General features: G+C 73.9%; 17 protein-coding genes. 13 read left to right on the top strand and 4 right to left on the bottom strand.

The annotated features are described in order from the left end of the window. Positions 1-134: 134 nt before the first annotated feature. Positions 135-1,667: a hypothetical protein gene (locus AB0A74_RS14660; protein ID WP_358249530.1), complete on the bottom strand. Its 1,533-nt coding sequence runs from the start codon at positions 1,665-1,667 to the stop codon at positions 135-137. A gap of 87 nt (positions 1,668-1,754) precedes the next feature. Then, complete coding sequence (locus tag AB0A74_RS14655) at positions 1,755-2,483, bottom strand: DUF4184 family protein (RefSeq protein WP_358249528.1); 729 nt, start codon at positions 2,481-2,483, stop codon at positions 1,755-1,757. 152 nt (positions 2,484-2,635) lie between these two features. Here AB0A74_RS14655 and AB0A74_RS14650 point away from each other — a divergent pair, with 152 nt between their 5' ends. Further along, positions 2,636-4,294 carry a methyltransferase gene (locus AB0A74_RS14650; RefSeq protein WP_358249527.1) on the top strand — a complete coding sequence of 553 codons (1,659 nt, stop codon included), beginning with the start codon at positions 2,636-2,638 and terminating at the stop codon, positions 4,292-4,294. A gap of 46 nt (positions 4,295-4,340) precedes the next feature. Continuing rightward, on the top strand, positions 4,341-5,879 hold the full coding sequence (locus tag AB0A74_RS14645; protein WP_358249525.1) for a hypothetical protein: 1,539 nt from the start codon (positions 4,341-4,343) through the stop codon (positions 5,877-5,879). Here AB0A74_RS14645 and AB0A74_RS14640 read toward each other — a convergent pair. Next, positions 5,876-8,128: an NACHT domain-containing protein gene (locus tag AB0A74_RS14640; protein WP_358249524.1), complete on the bottom strand. Its 2,253-nt coding sequence runs from the start codon at positions 8,126-8,128 to the stop codon at positions 5,876-5,878. The genes AB0A74_RS14645 and AB0A74_RS14640 overlap by 4 nt on opposite strands. A 79-nt stretch (positions 8,129-8,207) precedes the next feature. After that, positions 8,208-8,426: a DUF1918 domain-containing protein gene (locus tag AB0A74_RS14635; RefSeq protein WP_358249522.1), complete on the bottom strand. Its 219-nt coding sequence runs from the start codon at positions 8,424-8,426 to the stop codon at positions 8,208-8,210. Between the two features lie 200 nt (positions 8,427-8,626). Between AB0A74_RS14635 and AB0A74_RS14630 the strand changes: the two genes are divergently transcribed. The 11 genes from AB0A74_RS14630 to AB0A74_RS14580 all read left to right on the top strand — a co-directional run bounded on the left by AB0A74_RS14630 (position 8,627) and on the right by AB0A74_RS14580 (position 20,628). Next, positions 8,627-9,220 carry a hypothetical protein gene (locus AB0A74_RS14630; RefSeq protein WP_358249520.1) on the top strand — a complete coding sequence of 198 codons (594 nt, stop codon included), beginning with the start codon at positions 8,627-8,629 and terminating at the stop codon, positions 9,218-9,220. Positions 9,221-9,264: 44 nt separating this feature from the next. Further along, on the top strand, positions 9,265-9,921 hold the full coding sequence (locus tag AB0A74_RS14625) for a hypothetical protein (protein WP_358249518.1): 657 nt from the start codon (positions 9,265-9,267) through the stop codon (positions 9,919-9,921). A gap of 18 nt (positions 9,922-9,939) precedes the next feature. After that, a complete protein-coding gene (locus AB0A74_RS14620) occupies positions 9,940-10,200 on the top strand; it encodes a dsRBD fold-containing protein (protein ID WP_358249533.1) in 261 nt (86 codons plus the stop codon). Positions 10,201-10,228: 28 nt separating this feature from the next. After that, a complete protein-coding gene (locus tag AB0A74_RS14615; RefSeq protein WP_358249516.1) occupies positions 10,229-12,946 on the top strand; it encodes a site-2 protease family protein in 2,718 nt (905 codons plus the stop codon). 33 nt (positions 12,947-12,979) lie between these two features. Continuing rightward, positions 12,980-14,635, top strand: a complete 1,656-nt coding sequence (locus AB0A74_RS14610) for an SdrD B-like domain-containing protein (RefSeq protein ID WP_358249514.1) — start codon at positions 12,980-12,982, stop codon at positions 14,633-14,635. A 19-nt stretch (positions 14,636-14,654) separates the two neighbouring features. Beyond that, complete coding sequence (locus AB0A74_RS14605; RefSeq protein WP_358249512.1) at positions 14,655-16,352, top strand: hypothetical protein; 1,698 nt, start codon at positions 14,655-14,657, stop codon at positions 16,350-16,352. 126 nt (positions 16,353-16,478) lie between these two features. Next, complete coding sequence (locus AB0A74_RS14600) at positions 16,479-17,027, top strand: hypothetical protein (RefSeq protein WP_358249510.1); 549 nt, start codon at positions 16,479-16,481, stop codon at positions 17,025-17,027. A 3-nt stretch (positions 17,028-17,030) separates the two neighbouring features. Beyond that, positions 17,031-17,501, top strand: a complete 471-nt coding sequence (locus AB0A74_RS14595; RefSeq protein WP_358249508.1) for a universal stress protein — start codon at positions 17,031-17,033, stop codon at positions 17,499-17,501. Beyond that, positions 17,449-18,387, top strand: coding sequence for an ABC transporter ATP-binding protein (locus tag AB0A74_RS14590; RefSeq protein ID WP_358249506.1), 939 nt, complete (start codon positions 17,449-17,451; stop codon positions 18,385-18,387). The genes AB0A74_RS14595 and AB0A74_RS14590 overlap by 53 nt, the downstream gene beginning before the upstream one ends. Before the next feature lie 4 nt (positions 18,388-18,391). Beyond that, on the top strand, positions 18,392-19,552 hold the full coding sequence (locus AB0A74_RS14585; protein ID WP_358249504.1) for an ABC transporter permease: 1,161 nt from the start codon (positions 18,392-18,394) through the stop codon (positions 19,550-19,552). Beyond that, the gene (locus AB0A74_RS14580; protein WP_358249503.1) at positions 19,549-20,628 is read left to right on the top strand and encodes an ABC transporter permease; all 1,080 of its coding nucleotides are present in this window, start codon (positions 19,549-19,551) and stop codon (positions 20,626-20,628) included. Before AB0A74_RS14585 ends, AB0A74_RS14580 begins: the two co-directional genes overlap by 4 nt. Positions 20,629-20,734: the final 106 nt, after the last annotated feature.

Raw genomic sequence — 20,734 nt, 5'->3', positions numbered from 1 at the left:
GGGCGGGGGGGCCCCCCCGGCGGGCCCGCGGTGGGGGGGGGGGGGGGGGGGGTGGTGGGCGGGGCCCGGGGGGGGGGGGCGCCCCCCGGGGGCCCGGCCCGCCCCCCCCCCCCCCCCCGCGGGGTGGCCTGGCGTCACAGCGCCTCGTACTGCCAGGCCGTGGTGTAGGACCAGTGGGCCAGCGCCCCGCCGAAGGTGCGGGCGAACACGTGGTGGTCGTTGACGCCCGTGGTGGTCAGGCTCGGGGAGCCGGTGATGGTGGTGTGGGTGAGCTCCTCGTACGCCCACGCCTGGCCGTTCCACCACCAGTGCTGCAGGCGGCTGTTCGCGCCGGTCGCGTAGAGGTCCAGGCCGTCGGGCGAGATGGCCGGGGTGCCGCCGATCGTCGGGCCGCCGAAGGAGTGGAAGTGCCAGCCGTCCTGGTAGTACCAGTGCTTGAGGTAGCCGTCCACGCCGACCGCGTAGACGTGGGTCTGGCCGCCCGCGATGCTCGCGTTGGGCGCGCCGCCGATCGTGGCGTGGGCGAACTCCTCGTTCAGCCAGGCGCCGTTGGCGTACCACCAGTGCTGGAGGCGGCCGTTGATGCCGGTCGCGTAGACGTTGTTGCCGTCCGGGGTGAGGACCGGGGTGCCGGTGACGGCCGGGCCGCCGAAGGAGTGGAAGTGCCAGCCGTCCTGGTAGTACCAGTGCTTGAGCAGGCCGTCGCTGCCGGTGGCGTAGACGTGGTGCTGGCCGCCCACGGAGGTGACGCGCGGTGAACCGGCGAGGGTGGTGTGGCCGAGTTCCTCGTGCAGCCACGTGCCGCCGGACAACCACCAGTGCTGGAGCCGGCCGCTGACGCTGGTCGCGTAGACGTCCTGGGCGTCGGGACCGGCGGACGGGGTGCCGGTCAACACCGGACCGCCCAGCGACCGCTCACCCCACGTGCCGCGAGCGGCGTCGTGGAACCGTTGCCGGAGAACGCCGTCGGTGCCGATGGTGAACGCGGTCGCGGAACCGGCGGTGGCCGCGCCGGGCGTGCGGTCCTCCAGGACGTTGTTGTAGCGGAACGCCCGGTAGCGGCTGGTGGGGTGGCCGTCGAGCATGCCGGCGCTGTTGCCGCCGTCGTCGGTCTGCGGCGCGACCCCGCCCAGCGACGGCGTCGCCGCGCCGCCGAAGTCGCCGATGCGGTGCTTGAGGCTGTTGCGGTGGCCGTCGGTGCCGCCGAACCCGTAGTAGGTGAACCGGGTGGCGGAGATCCAGCCCTCGAACAGGACCACGTGCCCGTCCTGCCAGTCGCCGACCACGCCGTCGTCCACGGTGAGGTAGTCGCCGGGTCTGAGGTCCTGCCGGGCGATCTCGGTGCCGTAGGCGGAGGTGCCGAGGTGGAAGGAGCTGGGGCTGGAGGTCAGGTGCAGCGCCATGGACACGAACCCCGAGCAGTCGCGGCGGTAGGACTGGTCGCCCTCGACGTCGGCGAGCCACTGGGCGGTGTCGCCGCCGTCGTAGCGGACGGGGTCCTGGGCGTACCACTGGCGGGCGCGGTCGAGCACCTCGGAGCGGGTGACCTGGCCGCCGGACGCGGACACTGCCTGGGCGGTGTCGGGGGCGAGGACCCCGGCGACGGTGGTGCCGGCGACGGTGAGCGCGAGGACGAGGGACGGGGTGATCAGGCGGTGGAGTTCCATGACGGCCCTTTCCGGTTTCGGCGTTTCGCTGTGGTGCCGAAAGGTTCGGTCGGGGCGCTGGAAGTTCTCTGTAAACGTGCGGTGGAGTCACGGAGTGGTCGGGGAGAGGTGCCAGCCGAGGACGTACAGCGCGACCGCGAGCCCCGCGCCCTGGACACCGCCGACCAGCACGTTGCGCACGCAGTCGTAGGCGCTGATCCGGCTCACGGGGTCGGCGAACCCGATGACCGCGCCGACGACCACCGCGAGCCCGATCCCGCCCAGCACCAACGCGCGCGTCGTCCTGGGCAGGACCGGCCACCGCGTCCCGTGGTCGCGGGTGCTCCGGCGGTACCAGCGCGCGACCACGAACCCGAGGAGCAGCAGGCCGCCGAGCGAGGAGGCGTAACCGATCACGTTGTAGACGCGGTGCGGGCCCACGACGCTCTCGCGCAGCAACGACCACTGCCGCACCGCCACGCCGTCGGTGTGGGTGAAGGTGTCCCACACGACGTGGGTCGCGGCCCCCACGGCCAGGGAGGCGAGCGCGACCGGCCACCGCGTCCGGCCGCGCGGCGGGGCCACCCGGTCGCGCCACCCGGCGGGGCACAGCGCCAGCAGCGGGGCGAGCGCGGGACGGGCCAGGGCCAGCAGGGCCAGGCCCAGCAGGAGGTCCACCCCGACGACCCCGAGCACCGAGTGGGTGAGCTCCGCGCCGCCGGGCACGGGCAGGTAGTAGGCGAGGTCCGGCACCACCGAACCCGCCACCAGACCGGGCAACCACAGGCGCCGGCGCAACGGGAGCACGGCGGCCGGGTGGGCGAAGGTGAACGGCACGCGGAGGGCTCCCCTGGTTCGACCGCCCCGGAGCGGGCGCGCCCATCCTAGGAGCGACCGGACACGATGGAGTGATCACCCCGCGTGTCAAGCGACCGGTCGGGCGATGCTTGTCGATCATGGGGCGGCGATCCACCGACCGGGAACGGGACATGACTTCGACGATCACGCCTGCGCTCCACGCCGAGGACCTCGACCGCCTGCTCTCGGTGGTGCGGCTCATCGGCCGGCTCGACACCGGCTCGGTCCTGGCCTCGGCGGTGCCGCGGTTGCGCGACGACGAGCGCGCGGCACTCGTGCGGCACACCGCGTTCGCGCACGCCGCCGTGCTCGTCTTCCCCGAGACGCTCGACGGGTTGGCGGCCCAGCTGAGCCGGCACGGCCTCGAAGTCGGCGCGCCGGGACCGAGCGTGGTGGTGCGCGACCGGCTCAGCCGCCGGTACTCGGTGCCCGCCGCGCGGCTGGACGTGGCCATCCTGCGCGCCCCCGTGGCCAACCGCGCCGGACGGCGGTGCGAGGTCGAGATCTTCGCCCTGGTCACGCCGCCCGACCTGCGGCACGTCGCCGAGGACGAGCGGCGGCACGACCGGGAGAGCCACCTCGCGCTGACCGTCGCGCCGGCCGACCCGGTCGTGGCGCACGGGTCGCGGGCGGCGCTGCGCGCCCACCTGTCCCCGGACGGCGGCGGCTACAACGGCCACGAGGACGCCACCGTCCTCTACTTCCGCGACCCGCGCCCGTCCGCCGCCGACCGCCACCGGCTGGAGCTGATCTGCGCGGGCCACCACCCCGACCTGCTGGCCGCCCACCGCCGCGAGTCCGCGCCCGCCACCGCCCTGCTGCGCCTGCTGACCGGAGCGTGGGCCACCCGGGCGGTCGCGACCGCCGCCGAGCTGCGCCTGCCCGACCACCTCGCCACCACGCCCGGCCTGCCCGGTCTGGCCGCCGCCACCGGAGCCGACCCGGACAGCCTGGCGCGCCTGCTGCGCTACCTGACGGCCCTGGGCGTCGTCCGCCCGTCGGGGTCGGGCCACGAACTGACCGACCTCGGGACCCTGCTGCGCTCGGACGTCGAGGGGTCGATGCGGGCGCTGGCCCTGATGTACGGCGGCCCGTTCTACCGGTCCTTCGCCGGGCTCACCGAGGCCGTGCGGACCGGTGAGGAGTCCTACGCCAAGGTCTTCGGGGCCCACCACTTCGCCCACATGGCCGCCGAGCCCGGGCTGGCGGAGCTGTTCCACGAGTCCATGGCGGCCAGCGGCGCGATGTTCACCGAGGCCGCCCGCGTCCTGGACCTGTCCGCCGCGCGGGTCGTGGTCGACGTGGCCGGCGGCAACGGCGAACTGCTGTCCCGGGTGCTGACCGCGCACCCGCACCTGCACGGCGTCCTGATGGACCGCCCGCACGCCCTGGCCGCCGCCGAGCCGACCGTGGCCCCGGTCGCCGACCGCTGCGCGCTGGTCCCCGGCGACTTCACCGAGTCCGTGCCGACCACCGGGGACGTCTACCTGCTCTCGCGCGTCCTGCACGACTGGGACGACCAGCGGTGCCGGGCGATCCTGTCCACCTGCGCGCGCGACATGCCCGACCACGCCGAACTGGTCGTCCTCGAACGCCTCCTGCCCGAGTCGCAGACCGAAGACCTGGCCGTGCCGTGGGACATCCACATGCTGTGCAACACCGGAGGCCGCGAACGCACCGAGTCCCAGTACCGCGCGCTCCTGGCCGAAGCCGGCTTCGACCTGGTCGAGACCCACCCGCTCCCGCTGGACGCCCACCTCCTGCGCGCACGGAAACACCGATCCCAGTAGCACCAACAGGCGCTTCTCCCCGGTCGTCGTCCGCCATGATGGAACGGTGCTGGAGACGGCGGACCAGGTCGCGAGTGTGGCCGGGTTCGTGGTGGCCGCCATCGGGCTCGTCATCGCACTGCGCCGGCGCGGGCCGGTGTCCACCGCTCAGCGCCTGGACCGGCTGGCCGAGGTGGTGGCGGCGCAGTGGCGGGACGAGGTCGAGGTTCGGGGGATCGCCACCGCGTGGACGGACGTGGTGGTGCCGGAGCACCGGCGGTTGGTGATCGTCGGGCCGGCCGGAGCCGGGAAGACCGTCGCGGCCATTCGGGTGGTGCGGGACTCGCTGGCCCGGCGTGGGCCCGGTGGACCGGTCGCGGTGTTGTTCTCCTTGCACTCCTGGAACCCCTTCAAGGACCACCCGCACCGGTGGATGGCCGCGGAGCTGGCCCGGGACTACGGGATCTCGCCCGCCGTGGCGTTGGAACTGGTGCGGGCGCGGCAGATCGTGCCCGTGCTCGACGGGTTGGACGAGGTGTCCGACCCGGTGGCGGCGTTGCGCGCGTTGGAACGGGTGCACGATCCGACCGGGCTCGATCCGTTGGTCCTGACCAGTCGGGACCGGGTCGTGCTGACGGGTGCCGAGGTGGTGGAGCTCGGGCCGCCGCGCGTTGAGGGGTGGGAAGGAGTTTCCTCGCCCCTGTTGCTGTGGTTGGCGATGGCCTCCGGCACGGAACCGGCGGAACTGGCCGGGCTGCCGGAGGCGGAGGTCGAGCGGCGGTTGTTGGACCGGTTCGTCGGCGCCGCCTACCCCGACACGCCCCCACCGGACGGCCGGCGGCGGTGGCGGGCCGGGCGGGTGGAGCGGTGGCTGCGGTTCCTGGCGCGGCAGGAGGACATCGCGTGGTGGCGGCTGGTGCGGACCGTGCCGCGCACCGCCATAGCGTTGGTGTCCGCGCTGGTAGTGGGGCCGGTCGTGTACGCCGGGCTGGTGTTGTGGTTGCCGGGGGACACCGGGCTGGCCCTCCTGATCGCGTTGTCCAACGCGTTCGTGGTGGCGATGCTGGGCTTCTGGCGGCCTTACCCGGACGTGCAGGGGCTGCACTCCGGCCTGCGGTTGCACGCGTGGAGCGCGTTGGGCGGGTTCGGGTTCGGGTTCCTGCTCGGCTGGGCGGTGAGCCCGATCGCCGCCGTGGCCGTCGGGACGGTCTCCGGAGTGCTGTGGGGCGCGGTCGGACGCATCCACGACAGCGCACCGCCGCGCACCGCCGGCCCGCTGTCGGTGCTGCGCGCCGACCTCGCCGTGACCGTGCTGGGCAGCCTGCCGATCCCCGCGCTGCTGGCCACGCTCGTCGCGTTCGCGGTTTCGCCGTGGAAAGCGCCGGTGGCGTTCTCCGCTTTTTGGCTGTTCTACGGCGTCGTCTGGCTGACCGGCACCGCGTGGACCCGCTTCGCCCTCGCCCGCCTCTGGCTGGCCGCCCGCGGCCGGACCCCGTTGCGCCTCATGACCTTCCTCGCCGACGCCCACCGCCGGGGCGTCCTGCGCCGCACCGGCCCCACCTACGAGTTCCGCCACGCCCGCCTGCGCGACCACCTGGCCCGCTAGCCGCCGGCGAGGCGCTCCCGCACCGACCGGGCCAGCGCGGCGGGATCGCACCGGGCGAGGTGGTCGCGGACCAACCGGTGCACGAACCGGTGCTCCGACCCCACCCGCACCAGCAGGATCCGCTCGGTCGCGTACCGCAGCACGGCCGCGCGCCGCCACGGCAGTTCCGACGTCGTCAACGGACGTGCCAGCACCTCGGCGAGCCCGTCCGCGGTGGCGTCGAACGGGAACTCGTCCACCGTCCACGGCGGCATCGTGGCGAGCCCGATGACCAGGCCCGTGACCGGACCCAGGACCGCGGCGCCCACCGGCGGACCGACCAGCCACGCGACGAGCAGCCCCGCCGCGCTCCCGCCCGCCACCACCGCCGACGCCCGGACCACCCACCCGCGGCTGTCGTACGCGTCGTACCCGGGCGACCACAGCGCCACGCACGTGCTGCCCACGACCGCGAGAACGGCGCCGAAGAACACCCCGGCGGCGATGCCTCCCACCAGTTCCGGCGACGGCCCGGTGCGGATCATGACCGCCAGCGGCACGAGCGCCGCGGCCACCCCGAGCAGCCCTTCCGGGTCCCTGCCCATCGCCCAGTGCAAGGCGTACGCGACCACGGAAGTCCCCAGCAACACCAACGCGAAGACGCTCCACGCCGGCCACGCCACCGCGACCCGCTCGGCCATGCCCACCACCACCAGCGCCGGTCCCGCCGACAACGCGCCGGCCACCACCCCGGCCGCCAGGAACGCCCACCCGCGTCGCGGCGCGGGACCCGTCGGCAGGTCCCACCACCCCCGCAGGTGCAGCGCCACCAGCAGCAACGGCGCGGCCACACCCACCACCAGCGCGGGGACCACGCCGTAGCGCGCCCCCACCAGCGCCGTGGCCGCGCCCACCACGCCGGCCAGCAGGCCCGGCACGAACCACGCCACCAACCCGACCAGCAGGTCCGGCCGCACGAACGGCAGCCACGCCTGACGCCGCGTCAACCGCCCGCGCGCCACCACGTCGTTCCACAGCGGGCTGGACGCGAGGCGGGCCAGGAACCGCAGCGCGCGGATCACCTGCTCGTCCCCGAACGGCGGGACGGCCGGGCGCTTGCGCACCAGCATCTCCACCACGTACGCGTCGAACAGGCGGCGGTGCTGCTCGGCCGGGGTGCCCTCGCCCGCCCCGCCGGCGACGGGGCGACCCGGCCGGTAGGTCAACGCCATGATGTTGAGCACCAGGGGCGTGTCGAGCAGCTCCCACAGGCCGGGGCTGTCCTCCAGCGCGGCCCGCACGCCGTCCATCGCCGCGCCCATGCGGTCGAAGTAGTCGACCACGCGGTCCTTGGTCAGCGGGTCGATCCGGACGGCGTCGTAGAGTTCGAGCCGCGTCTTCAGCGTCTCGTAGTCCTTGACGCGGCAGGAGACCGCGATCTGGACGCCGTGCGTGGCGCGCATCGCGTTGACCTCCTCCACGCACCGCTCGCGGTCCACGTCGGCGACCTCGTCCAGGCCGTCGAGGAGCAGGGCCAGCTTGCGGTCGCGCAGCCACGCGCGGCCCAGGTCGGGCGGGACGCGGTAGCGGCGGTGCAGCTGGGTGACCAGCCAGGTGGTGAAGTCCTGCGGCGGGGTGAGCTGGCCCGCGAACCGGCGCTCGGCGGTGGACCACGACGCCAGGTCCACCACGACCGGGATCGGCCGGTCCGGGTCCTCCCGGGCGCGGGCGGCCAGGGCGAGGCACAGGTCGAGCAGCAACGTGCTCTTGCCCGCGCCCGGCGCGCCCAGCACCAGCAATTCGTGCCGCTTGTCCTCGAACAGCGCGGCCACCTCGTCGCTGCTGTACCCGACGCCCGGCGCGGCGTCGGGGTCGTCCACCCAGTCCACCGGCCGCACGACCATGCCCGGCTCGGCGGTGAGGTCGAGTTCGAGCAGCACCCGCACCGCCAGCGAACCCTCCCGCCGCTGCCGCGCCCACCGCTCGACCTGCGCCAGCGCGGCGGCCCGGTTGGCGGGGTGGTTCCACTTGACCGGCAGGTGCGGCACGGCCCGGTCCCGCAGCCGCTCCCACGCGCCGAGGACCACGGTGAGCGCGGTCAGCACCCCGACCCCCGGCCACAGCCAGCCCTGGAACCGGGCCAGGAAGCCCGGCGCGGTGCCGCCCGTGCCCACGTTGACCGCGATGGGCAACAGCACCAACGTGGTGACGGACCCGACCGCCACCACGGCGACGACCCGCGCGCTCTTCCAGTACCCCTTGATCGTCAACACCCCCTCGCGCCGACGACCGTAGCGGGCGGCCGGTGCCGGCAGCGTCGGGTTGCGGAGATCGACTCGGCCGCCGTGCTCAGGACGCCGCGGCGATCCTGCGCGCCTCCTCGGCGGCGGTGACGACGTGGGCGTCCGGGCCGGGGAAGACCAGGGTCGTCGCGCCGGTGTCCAGCCAGTGCACCACGTAGGGCGGCGTGCCGTCGGGGTGCCGCAGCTCCACCACCTGCCCGCGCCGGGTCGGCACACCCAGCGCCGCGCCCTCCACCACGATCCAGTCGCCCACGTCCGCCTTCATCGCGCACCTCACCCGTTTTCCGCTCGTACCGGCGACGGTAGGCGGCCCGTCGGGGCGCTTCGCCGGTCGTTGGTCCCCTGTCCGGAGGGTCCTTGGGTGGTCCCGGGACCAAGGACCCCGTGGTGCCGGCACCGCCGACCCTGTCGGACGTCCGCCGTCCGCGCGAGTGTCGGGGTGAGCCCTCAACGGAGGTGATCACCATGACGTCCACCGCCCCGGTGCCGCTGCTGGTCGACCGGTTCGCCGCGCCGTCGGACTTCACGCGCACCGCGCACGTGCTGGTCGACGCGCCGCCGGCGACGGTGTTCCGGGCGGTGCGCGCGTTGGACCTCGCGCGGCTGCGCCACCCGGTGCTGGACGCGGCGAAAGCCCTGCGCCGCCTGCCCGCCCGGCTGCGGGGGCGCGAGCACCGCCGGCCGAGCCGGCGCACCATCGCCGACCTCACCGCGGGCACGGACTGGGTGCTGCTCGGCGAACGGCCCGACACCGAGGTCGTGTTCGGCGCGGTCGGCCGGTTCTGGCGGCCGGTCGTGGAGCTGCGGGAGGTGGAGGGGCGGGACTTCGCCGACTTCGCCGAGCCCGGTTACGGCAAGGTGGTCTGCTCCCTCGCGGTCAGCCCGTACGGCGGGCGGCGCAGCGTGCTGACCTACGAGCTGCGCGTGGCCCTGGACGACCCGGGGTCGTGGGTGCGGTTCCGCCGGTACTGGCGGGTCGCGGGGCCGTTCCTGGGGTTGGTGGAACGGGTGGTGCTGCGCGCGGTCAAGCGGGACGCCGAGCGGGCTGCGCTCCGCTGACCGTCCACAAGCGACAGAAGTTTGTCCGAAAGGGAGTGTGTGCCGTGAAACCCGTGCGGTTGTGGATCGGACTGGTGTTGGTGGCCTTGGGCCTGTTCGGCGTCCTGGACGCGCTGGACGTGCTGGACGCGGGCGACGTGCTCGGCTGGTGGCCGCTGGCCGTGGTGGGGCTGGGCGTGGTGACCATGCTCGCGCAGCGCCACGTGTCCCTGGGCCCGGTCGTGGTGGCCGCGATCGGGCTGGTGCTGCTGGCCGACACGCGGGACTGGGCGTCGGGCGGCCTGTGGTGGCCGGTCGTGCTGGTGCTGGTGGGCGGCGCGATCCTGACCGGCCTGCTGCGCCACCGCAGCACCGACCACCGCGACGAGAGCACGACCCCGGTGGTGCTGTTCGGCGGCACCAAGGTGCGCAACCGGTCCGAGCACCTGACCCACGCCGACGTGTCGGCGGTGTTCGGCGGGGCGACGCTGGACCTGCGCGGCGCGCACATCGACCGCGAGGCCGACGTGGACGCGCTGGCGCTGTTCGGCGGCGTCCAGGTGCTCGTGCCCGAGGGCTGGCGGGTGGCGCTCGGCGGCCTGCCCGTCTTCGGCGGCTACGACGACAACACCGTCCAGCACCCCGACCCCGACGCCCCGCTGCTGCGGGTCAACGCGACGGCCGTCTTCGGCGGCGTCGAAGTCCGCAACGAACCCAAGTAGGAGGACACCGTGGACGTGATGAAGACCTGGTACGTCGAGATCCACCTCGACGAGCACGAGGGCCGCACCCGGGCCAAGGCGAGGCTGGAGACCCGCGACGGCGCCCACCTGACCGGCATCGGCCTGGCGCGGCTGAACCCGACCGACGCCGACGTGCCCGAGATCGGCGACGAACTCGCGGCGGCCCGCGCACTGGCCGACCTGGCCCACGCGCTGCTCAACGCGACCGCCGACGACATCGAGGCGCTCACCCACAAACCCGCGCAGGTCCACTTCTGAGCCTGTCGCCCAACCCCGGAGGTGCACCGTGAAGGGCCGCATCCCGCTGGGCCGGTGGGCCGGCGTGCCGGTCGGCGCGCACTGGTCGGCGCTGCTCGCGGTGGCGCTGGTGGCGCAGGCCGTGGCGGCGTCCGTGCTGCCGGCCGCCGCGCCGGGGCGGTCCGCGGCGGTGTACTGGGTGGTCGGCGTGGTGGTGGCCGTGGCGTTCTTCGCGTCGTTGGCGGCGCACGAGTTGGCGCACACGGTCGTCGCCCGCCGCCACGGCGTCGGGGTGCGGCGGATCGACCTGTGGCTGCTGGGCGGCGTGTCGCAGCTGACGTCCCGGCCGCCGACCCCGCGCGCGGACTTCCTGATCTCGGTGGCCGGGCCGGCGACGAGCGCGGCGGTCGCGGTCGGCGCGACCGGCGTGGCGGTGCTCGTGGACGCCGTCGGCGGCGGGCTGCTCGCGACGACGGCCGTGCTGTGGCTGGCGTTCACCAACGCGGTCCTCGCGGTGTTCAACCTGGTGCCCGCCGCGCCGTTGGACGGCGGACGGGTGCTGCGGGCGGCGGTGTGGTGGCGGACCGGGTCGCGGGCGCGGGGTGAGCGGGCAGCGACGGACGCGGGGCGCGGCTTCGGTTTCGTGCTGCTCGTAGCCGGGCTGGCGCTGGTGGTGACCGGTGCCGCGGCCGGCGTGTGGTGGCTGCTGATGGGCGCGTTCGTGGTCGCCGCCGCCGGGGCGGAACGCCGGCACGCCGTGGTGCGCGAGGCGCTGGGCGGGCTGCCGGTCCGCGACGCGATGCGACCGGACCCGGCGGTCGCCCCCGGGTGGTGGACCGTCCAGGGGTTCCTGGAGCGGCGCGCCGGTCGTGCGGCAACGCGTCTTCCCGGTCGTGTCGTTCGACGGCGTCGCGGTGGGCGTGACCAGCCTGGCCGAACTGACCGAACTACCGGAACAACAACGCCTGACCACCCGAATAGCCGACACCTGCCGCCCGCTGACCGCCACCGCCGGCCCCGACGAGCCGCTGGCCGAGGTCCTGACCCGCGTCTCGCCAACCCGGGCACGCGACGTCGTGGTGGTCCTGCAGGACGGCCACGTGCTGGGCCTGATCACAACCGACGACGTCGACCGCGCGGTGGAACTGGCACGCGCCGCCACCTCACCGTCCACTCGGGATGTTTGGAGTCGATCATGACCCGATTACTCCGATACGCCGCCGCGATCGCGACCCTTCTGGCCCTCGCCACACCGACCGCACCCGCGCACGCGACCACCCCTTCGACCACCTCGATCACACCGACGACCGCCGGCACGCCCGAAGTCCCCTCGGTCGCGCAAGAGGTGCCGGACCTCCAACTGGCCGTGTGGTTCGACAAGCCCTCCTACCTCGGGCACGAATTCGTCACCGTGCACGCCCGCGTCACCAACGCCGGCACCGCCGCCGCCCGAGCCGCCGTGTCCTCCACCGGCAACCTGTCCAGCCGGATGTGGGACCCGCAGGACACCGTGGTCGAACCCGGGCACAGCGCCGAATTCACCAACCGGGGCATCGTCACGACGCGAGAGGACCTGAGCATCACCGTGACCGTCGCCGGACGCGACGGCGAACCCGACGCCAACCCGGCCGACAACACGGTGACCGCGACCGTTCCCGTGACCTTCGTGCGTGGCACCTACCGCGGCACCGTCCACGGCGACCGCGACGGCGACAAGACCGCGGATCCGGGCGAAGCGCTCGCCGGTCTCCAGGTCACCGCCACCGGCGGCAACCCGTACACCTCCTACGACGCCGTCACCGACACCGAGGGCCGCTTCGTCTTCACCGACCTGCCCGGCGGCACCTACTCGACCACCCTGGACACCCAGGAGTGGTACGCCCGGCCCTTCAACGTCGAAGTCGACGGGACGGACGACCCCGACGTGGCCATCCTGGCGGTCCCGGCGATCCGACCCGAGGTGCTGACCGTCACGGCTGCGTTCACCCAACCCTCCTACCGGGTGGACGACGTGGCGCGGCTGGACGTGACGCCGGCCAACACCGGTTCGACCGTGCTGACGGACGTCGCCGCGGACTGCCGGGCCTCCGGTTCCGGCGAGGTCGACCGGGGCGAACTGGGGACGGGCGTCACGCTGGCTCCCGGTGCCACCGGGACCTACGCCATGACGGTCCGGATCACACCCGAGGCCGCCACCGAGGGACACCTGCGGCTGGATTGCGCCCTCGGTGCACCGCCGGGCTCCAACGGGCACGTGGCCTTCACCGCGGTGGCGAGGGTCCCCGGCGGGCTGGCGCCGCGGGTGGTCGGTTACCTGGGCCTGTTCCGGAGCAAGCCCCTGCTCGGTCCCCCGAACAGCGAGCCGCTGCCGGGCGTGAAGGTGTACCTGCGCGACCAGGTGACGGGCACCGTGGTCACCCGCGCGGTGACCGAAGCGAACGGTTCCTTCACGTTCCTCGACGTCCCGGCCGGGCTCTACGACTTCGGCGTGGTCGGCCCGTGGCGACTGGTCCACTCCGACCCGCGGTTCATCGTCCGCGACGGCGAGGACGGGCCGGCCTTCCTGCGGCACTGGTACTACGTCGTCCCGGGCCCCGACCAACCCGACCCGGACCCACCGCCCACCGCCACCCCCGCTCCCCCACACCACCGACCACCGCTGGCCGCCACCGGCACGGGCATCACCTGGTTGGCCACCAGCGGCCTCCTCACCCTCGCCGCCGGCGCCACCCTCCTCCACCTGACCGGCCGCCGCACCCGCCACTGAGTCCACGAAGGACCACTTCAGGAAGGGAACACCGTGTCCCGATTACTCAGATCCGCCGCGGCGGTCGCGCTGTCGGCGATCCTCGCCCTCGCCACCTCGACCGGCCCCGCACTCGCGACCGACCCGCCCCCGACCACCGGCACGCCTGAAACGTCGACGACCGGACAGGAACTCCCCGACCTCCAACTGACCGTGTGGTTCGACAAGCCCTCCTACGGCGAGTACGAGGTCATCACCGCGCACGCGCGCGTCACCAACGTCGGCACCGTCGCCGTCGCCCGAGCCGGCGTGTTCTCGACCGGCAACCTGTCCGACCACGGGTGGAGCCCGCCCGAAGCCCGGGTCGAGCCGGGGCAGAGCGCCGACTTCACCGTCCAGGGCAATGTCACCACGCAGGAGGACCTGCGGCTCACCGTGATCGTCGCGACGTACGGCGACGAGGGCGAGGCGAACCCCGACGACAACACCGTCGAGGCCACCGTCCCCGTGATCTTCGTGCGCGGCACCTACCGCGGCACCGTCTACGGCGACCTCAACGGCAACGGGGCCGCCGACCCGGGTGAAGCACTCGTCGGCATCAAGGTGTTCACCTACAGCGCAGGACTTCGCTACGACACCGTCACCGACGCCGGCGGCCGGTTCCTGTTCACCGACCTGCACGACGGCACCTATTCGACCTGGTTCGAGACCGAGGAATGGCGCTTCCGGGCGCCCGACGTCGAGGTAGACGGCACGGACGACCCGGACGTGGCCATCGTCGGCATCCCGGCGATCCGGTCCGCGGTGCTGACCGTCGCGGCGACGCCCACCGCGCCGTCGTACCGGGTGGGCGACGTGGCGCGGTTCGCGGTGACGCTGACCAACACCGGCCCGGCGACCTTCAGCGGTGTCATCGCCCAGTGCTACGACTCCACTTCGGGCCTGGTCGACACGGGTGAGCTGGGAACGGGGGTCACGCTGTCCCCCTCTGCGCCGCGGACGTTCACCCTGAGCAGCGCGATCACGTCGAAGGCCGCCGAGGTGGGACACCTCCAGGTCTCCTGCACCCTCGGCTCCCCGCCGATGGTCAACGGGTCGGTGCCGCTCACCGTCGTCGCCAGGGTGCCCGGCGGGATGGCCCCGAAGGTCGTCGGCTACCTGGGCCGGTCCGTCATCCACGACGTGCAGGCGCAAGGCGTGATGCCCAACAACCCGCTGCCGGGGGTGAAGGTCTACTTGGGCGACCAAATGTCCGGTGCCGTGGCCGCGCGTGCGGTGAGCGACGCGAACGGTGGCTTCACGTTCTTCAACGTCCCCGCCGGGATCTACGACTTCCACGTCGTCGGCCCGTGGCGAATCGTCTGGTCCAGTCCGCAGTCCACGGCCGGGGCGCAATTCGTCGTCCGCGACGGCGAGGACCGCCCGGGCCTCCTGCGGCACTGGTACGTCGTCGCACCCGGGCCCGACCACCCCGACCCCGATCCACCCGACACAGACCCACCCGACACAGACCCACCAGGCACCGACCCACTCGGCACCGAGCCGCCCGCCCCGAACCCGCCGGACGACGGCAACCCCGCTCCCCCACACCGACAACCACAACTGGCCGACACCGGCGTGGAGATCACCTGGCTCGCCACCAGCGGCCTGCTCGTCCTCGCCGCCGGCACCGCCCTGATCCACCTGACCGGCCGCCGCACCCGACGCTGACCCCACACAGAGGTGAACCATGACCCGATTACTCAGATCCGCCGCGGCGGTCGCCCTGTCGGCGATCTTCGCTCTCGCCACCTCACCCGGCCCCGCACTCGCGACCGACCCACCCCCGACCGCCCAACCGACCACCCGATCCACCGAACCCACGAGCACCGAGCCCACGAGCACCGAACCGACCACCGCGGAACCAACGGCCGCACCGACAACAACCGCAACACCGCCCGAAGACCCGGCCGCCGCGCAGGGAACGCCCGACCTCAAACTGGCCGTGTCCTTCGACAAACCCGCCTACCTCGGGCACGAGACCATCACCGTGACAGCCCGCGTCACCAACGCCGGCACCGCGGCCGTCGCCCGAGCCATGGTCTCCTCGACCGGCAACGTGTCCCCCCACTTCTGGACACCGCTCTACAACGGCGTCGAACCGGGCCACAGCGTCAATTTCACGGCCCGCGTCAAGGTCAACCCCCACGAAAACCTGCGGATGACGGTCACGGTCGCCGCGAGCGGCGGTGAAGGGGAAGCGAACCCCGACGACAACACCGTCACCGCCACCGTCCCGGTGACCTTCGTGCGCGGCACGTACCGCGGCACCGTCCACGGCGACCGCGACAACGACGGCACCGCCGACCCGGGCGAAGCGCTGCCCGGCGTCGAGATCTCCACCTCCGGCGGCATCCCGTTCGGCGACCACAAGACCGTCACCGACGCCGACGGCCGGTTCCTGTTCACCGACCTGCCCGGCGGCACCTACTCCACCTGGGTCAACGCCGGCGAGTGGTACGTCCCGGGTCCTCAGGTCGAGGTCGACGGGACCGACGACCCGGATGTCGCGCTCCTCGGCATCCCGAAGATCAAGTCGGAGGAGCTGACCGCCACGGCCGCGTTCACCGCACCGGCGTACCGGGTGGACGACCTCGCCCGGCTCGACGTCACGTTGACCAACGAGGGCTCAACGACCCTCGTCGGCGTCAAAGCCGAGTGCTGGTCCACCGGCGGCGGGCTGATCGACCCCGGCGAGTTGGGGACGGGCGTGGCACTGGCTCCCGGGACCGTCAAGACCATCTCCCTGTCGCACCGGATCTCGGCCCTGGCACACGCCGAGGGCCACTCCCGGTTGACCTGCTACCTCGGCGCACCGCCCAGGGCCAACGGTGACGTGCCCCTCGCCGCCGTCGCCCGGGTCACCGGCGGGCTCGCGCCGAAGGTGGTGGGCTACCTGGGCCGGGCGACGCCGCGCCCGCAGGCGCAGGGCGGCCCACCGGTGAACGAGCCCCTGCCGGACGTGAAGGTCTACCTGCGCGACCAGGTGACCGGTGCCGTGGTCACCCGAGCGGTGACCGACGCGAACGGTGTCTTCACGTTCCTCGACGTGCCCGCCGGGCTCTACGACTTCGGGGTCGTCGGCCCGTGGAAGGTCGTCTGGACGCCGTACCCCGCTCCCCCGGGCCAGTTCATCGTCCGCGACGGCGAGAACGGGCCGACCGGGCACACCTACGTCGTCATGCCGGGCCCCGATCAACCCGACCCGGACCCCACCGGCCAACCCACACCGACCCCGCCGACCGACGGCAACCCCGCTCCCCCGCACGGACAACCCGAACTGGCCGACACGGGCGTGGCGATCACCTGGCTCGCCACCGGCGGCCTGCTCGTCCTCGCCGCCGGCGGCACGCTCCTGCACCTGGCCCGCCGACGCGCCCGCCACTGACCCGGGGTCCCGACCGGGCAGGGACTTTCGTGCCCCCGCGGCGGGTCCTCGGTCTCTCCTGCCCGACCCGCCACGCGAGGAGTGTTCACCTCGACCGCAACAGACCGGATCCCCTGGGAGCGAGAGATGACCGCGATCGCCAAAGCACCCGCCCACACCGACACCGGCACCGGAGCCAAGGCGCTGGCCGCGCTCCGGATCGCCACCGGTTTCGTCTTCCTGTGGGCGTTCCTCGACAAGGCCTTCGGCCTGGGCTACGCCACCAAGACCGGCTGGTTCTCCGGCGGCTCGCCGACCAAGGGGTTCCTCAGCCGCGTGAACGTCGGGCCGTTCGAGTCGGTGTTCCACGACTGGGCGGGCGCGTTCTGGGCGGACCTGCTGTTCATGGCCGGGTTGTTCGGCATCGGCGTCGCCGTCGTGCTCGGCGTCGGGCTGCGCGTCGCCGCCGTGTCCGGCACGCTCATGATGCTGCTGATGTGGGCCGCGGAGTGGCCGCTCGCGCAGGTGAACTCGGCGGGCGAACCGACCATGTCCACCAACCCGGTCGTGGACTACCACATCGTCTACGCCCTCGCGCTGATCGCCGTCGCCTGGACGAGCGCCGGCGACACCTGGGGCCTGGGCCGCCGGTGGGCCGCCATCCCGCAGGTCCGCGACAACGCCTGGCTGCGGTGAGCGATGACCACGCCGACGATCGTCGTGGGTGTCGACGGGTCGCCCGCGAGCACGGCGGCGCTGGCCTGGGCGGTGCGCCACGCGCGCGCCACCGGGGCCCGCGTGCACGCCGTGTCCGTGTGCCGGGTCCGGCCGCCTTCGCCCGGCGCGGACGGACCGGACGCGTTCCTGGCCCTGCACCAACGAGAACTGCGCACCGCCCTCGACCAGGTGGACACCACCGGCGTCGAGGTCACCGAGTCCGTGCCCAGCGGCAGCGCTGGCCCCGTGCTGGTGGAACTGTCCGCCGGCGCGCACAACCTGGTCCTGGGCGGCCACGGTTACCGCAGGGAAGGGGTGACGGTGATCAGCCCGGTCACCTCCCACTGCCTGCGGCACGCCGCCTGCCCCGTCGTCGTCGTGCCGGCCGGGGGAGGTGGGGATGGGCTCGCGGACGGTGCTCGCGTGTCGGGGACTGCGCAGGAGTTTCGGTGACGTCCGGGCCGTGGAGGACGTCTCGTTCGAGATCACCGCGGGCGAGACCTACGGCCTGCTGGGCCCCAACGGCGCCGGGAAGACCACCACCATCTCGATGGTCGTGGGCATCCTGGCGCCCGACGCCGGCACCGTCCTGGTCGACGGCGCGTCGCCCGCGACGGCGGCGGCCAAGCGGCGCATCGGGTACGTGCCGCAGGAACTGGCCCTCTACCCCGACCTGACCGGCCGGGAGAACCTCCGGTTCTTCGCCCGCCTCTACGGGCTGTCCGGCCGCGCGGCGGCCAAGCGGGTGGACCACGTGCTCGACGTGGTCGGTCTGGCCGACCGGGCGGGCGACCTGGCCCGCGAGTACTCCGGCGGCATGAGACGCAGGCTCAACGCGGGCATCGGCCTGCTGCACGAGCCGCTGCTGCTCGTCCTGGACGAGCCGACCGCCGGCGTGGACCCGCAGAGCCGCAACGCCATCATGGACAACGTCCGCGAACTGGCCGCCACCGGCATGGCGATCCTCTACACCACGCACTACATGGAGGAAGCGGAACGGCTGTGCGACCGGGTGGGCGTGATCGACGCGGGTCGACTGGTCGCCGAGGGCACGCGGCGCGACCTGGTCGCCCGGGTCGGCGAGCGCAGCCGCATCTCGCTGGTGGTGCAGGGCGACCCGGAGGCGGCCCGCCGGCTCGCGGAGGGGTTGCCCGAGGTGCGGTCGGTCGCCACGCACGACGACCGGCTCGACCTCGTGGTGGACGACCCGCGCGCGTGCCTGCCCGCCGTGCTCGCGAGCGTCGGGCGCGACGGGGTCGTGGTGCGGTCGGTGGAGGTCGCCGAACCGGACCTGGAAGCGGTGTTCCTGCACCTGACCGGCAAAGCGCTGCGGGGGTGAGGTCGTGCGCCACGTGCTGCTCATCGCCGCAAAGGACCTGCGCCAACGCGCCCGGGACCGCTCGCTGTTCCTGTTCGCCCTGCTGCTGCCGCTGGGGCTGACGTTCCTGATGGACTTCCTGGTGGGCGGGGTTGGCGCGAGCACGCCGTTCCACTACGCCGTGGTGGACGACGACCGCGGCCCGGTCGCCGCGTCCTTTGTGGACGACGTGCTGCCGGCCGCCGGCGAGGTGGTGGACTTCCGGGTCGTCGCGACGGCGGAGGAGGCCCGGCGGCTGGTCGCCGACGGGGAGGTGGCGGCGGCGTTCCTGGTGCCCGCCGGGTTCTCCGACGCGGTGGTGTCCGGGCGCGCCGCCGCCGTCGAGGTGGTCGGCGGCGCGGACGCGCCGCTGGGCACGCAGGTCGCCCGGTCGCTCGCGCGGTCGTTCACCGACCGGCTGACCTCGGTGCGGGTCGCGGTGGCCGCGTCCGTGCACGGCGGGTCGGCGCTGGACCCGGCCGAACTCGCCCGGCAGGCGACGCGACTGCCCGTGCCGCCGCCGGTCGTCGAGGACGAGGTCGGGCGGCGCCGGCTGGACACGACGACCTACTACGCGGCGGGCATGGCCGTGTTCTTCCTGTTCTTCACCGTGCAGTTCGGCGTGACGAGCCTGCTGGACGAACGGCGTGAGGGCACGCTGCCGCGGCTGCTGGCCGCCCCGCTGCGCCCGGCGTCGGTGCTGCTGGCGAAGCTGTTGACCAGCGCCGTGATCGGGGTCGTGAGCATGGCGGTGCTCGTCGTGGCCACGACCCTGGGCATCGGCGCGCGGTGGGGCCACCCGCTGGGGGTGGCGCTGCTGGTCGTCGCGGGGGTGCTCGCGGCGACCGGGGTGGTGGCGGTGGTCGCGGTGTCGGCCCGGACCGCCGACCAGGCCGGTGGCCGGCAGGCGGCCGTGGCGGTGACCCTCGGCGCGCTGGGCGGGACGTTCTTCCCCGTCGCGCAGGTCGGGGGCGTGTTGGCGGCGGCGTCGTACGTCTCGCCGCACCGGTGGTTCCTGCACGGGCTGTCCGAACTGGCCTCCGGCGAGGTGGTCGCGGTGCTGCCGGCGGCCGGCGCGTTGTGCGCGTTCGCCGCGGTCGGCCTGGGGTTGGCGTTGTCGATGACGCGGAAGGCGGTGCGGCCGTGAAGGTCCTGGTGATCGCGGGCACGGAGCTGCGGCGCGTGCTGCGCGACCGCGTGGGGCTGTTCTTCCTGTTCGTGCTGCCGTTCCTGCTGGTGCTGGTGCTCGGCGCGACGTTCGGCGGCTCGATCGTGCCCAAGCTCGGGGTCGTGGGCGGGGGCGCCGTGGTCGAGGAGTTGCGCGGCGAGCCCGGCGTGCGGGTCGTGCCGTTCGCGTCGGAGGCGGAGCTGCGCACGGCGGTCGAACGCGGCGAGGTGAGCGCGGGGCTGGTGCTGTCCGGGCCGCGGTTCCTGGCCCGGCCGGACGCGTACGGGCAACAGGTGCGCCTGGCGATCCAGCGGGTTCTCGCTTGGGACGCCCAGCGGCGCGAGGTCGTGGCGTTCGTCGCGGAGCAGACCGGCGCGGACACCGCGACCGCGGCGACCGTCGTGGAGTCGGTCGCGGTCGAGCCGGTCACCGTGACGTCCTCCGGCGGGGCGCGGACCACGGGGCTGTTCGACGCGGGGGCGGCGAACCAGTTGCTGCTGTTCGTGTTCCTGACCGCGCTGACCAGTTCGGCGGCCCTGGTGGAGACGCGGCGGCTCGGCGTGTCGCGGCGGATGATCGCCACGCCGACCACCGCGGGCACCGTCGTGCTGGGCGAGGGGTTGGGGCGGGTGGCCGTCGCGGCCGTGCAGGGCGTGGCCATCGTCGCCGGCACGTGGCTGCTGTTCGGTGTTCGGTGGGGCGACCCGGTGGCGGTGGCCCTGGTGGTGGCGGCGTTCGCGCTGGTCGCGGGGGCGGCGGGGATGCTGATCGGTTCCGTGTTGCGCAGCGAGCAGCAAGTGGGTGGCGTGGGTGTCCTGACGGGCTTGGGTTTCGCCGCGTTGGGCGGGGTGATGGTGCCGCTGGAGCTGTTCGGCGACACCATGCGCACGGTGGCCCTGTTCACGCCGCACGCGTGGGCCGGACAGGCGCTCACGGCGCTGTCCCGGGGCGGCGGCGTGCCCGAGGTCCTGCTCCCGTTGGGCGTGCTCACCGGCTACGCCGCCATCCTGTTCGCCGCCGGCTCGTGGCTGCTGCGCCGCTCGCTCACCCGATGACCGCACTCGCCCGGCCCGGTGGTGCGCCTCCCGCGGCCACGGCCGGCCGATGGTCCGTGCCAAGCGGTGACCTTCGCACCTGCTGCCCGCCGACGCGCGGTGACAC

Source organism: Saccharothrix sp. NPDC042600, assembly GCF_040647305.1.
GTDB classification, from domain to species: Bacteria; Actinomycetota; Actinomycetes; order Mycobacteriales; family Pseudonocardiaceae; genus Actinosynnema; species Actinosynnema mutabilis.
The sequence above is the reverse complement of the archived record's forward strand: the minus strand, read 5'-3'. Positions and strand labels throughout refer to the sequence as shown.

What these genes read in the sequence shown, in the direction of transcription:
- AB0A74_RS14660 (WP_358249530.1), bottom strand. Translation starts at nt 1,667, where the DNA reads ATGGAACTCCACCGCCTGATCACCCCGTCCCTCGTCCTCGCGCTCACC.
- AB0A74_RS14650 (WP_358249527.1), top strand. Translation starts at nt 2,636, where the DNA reads ATGACTTCGACGATCACGCCTGCGCTCCACGCCGAGGACCTCGACCGC.
- AB0A74_RS14635 (WP_358249522.1), bottom strand. Translation starts at nt 8,426, where the DNA reads ATGAAGGCGGACGTGGGCGACTGGATCGTGGTGGAGGGCGCGGCGCTG.
- AB0A74_RS14630 (WP_358249520.1), top strand. Translation starts at nt 8,627, where the DNA reads ATGACGTCCACCGCCCCGGTGCCGCTGCTGGTCGACCGGTTCGCCGCG.
- AB0A74_RS14620 (WP_358249533.1), top strand. Translation starts at nt 9,940, where the DNA reads ATGAAGACCTGGTACGTCGAGATCCACCTCGACGAGCACGAGGGCCGC.
- AB0A74_RS14605 (WP_358249512.1), top strand. Translation starts at nt 14,655, where the DNA reads ATGACCCGATTACTCAGATCCGCCGCGGCGGTCGCCCTGTCGGCGATC.
- AB0A74_RS14600 (WP_358249510.1), top strand. Translation starts at nt 16,479, where the DNA reads ATGACCGCGATCGCCAAAGCACCCGCCCACACCGACACCGGCACCGGA.
- AB0A74_RS14595 (WP_358249508.1), top strand. Translation starts at nt 17,031, where the DNA reads ATGACCACGCCGACGATCGTCGTGGGTGTCGACGGGTCGCCCGCGAGC.
- AB0A74_RS14590 (WP_358249506.1), top strand. Translation starts at nt 17,449, where the DNA reads ATGGGCTCGCGGACGGTGCTCGCGTGTCGGGGACTGCGCAGGAGTTTC.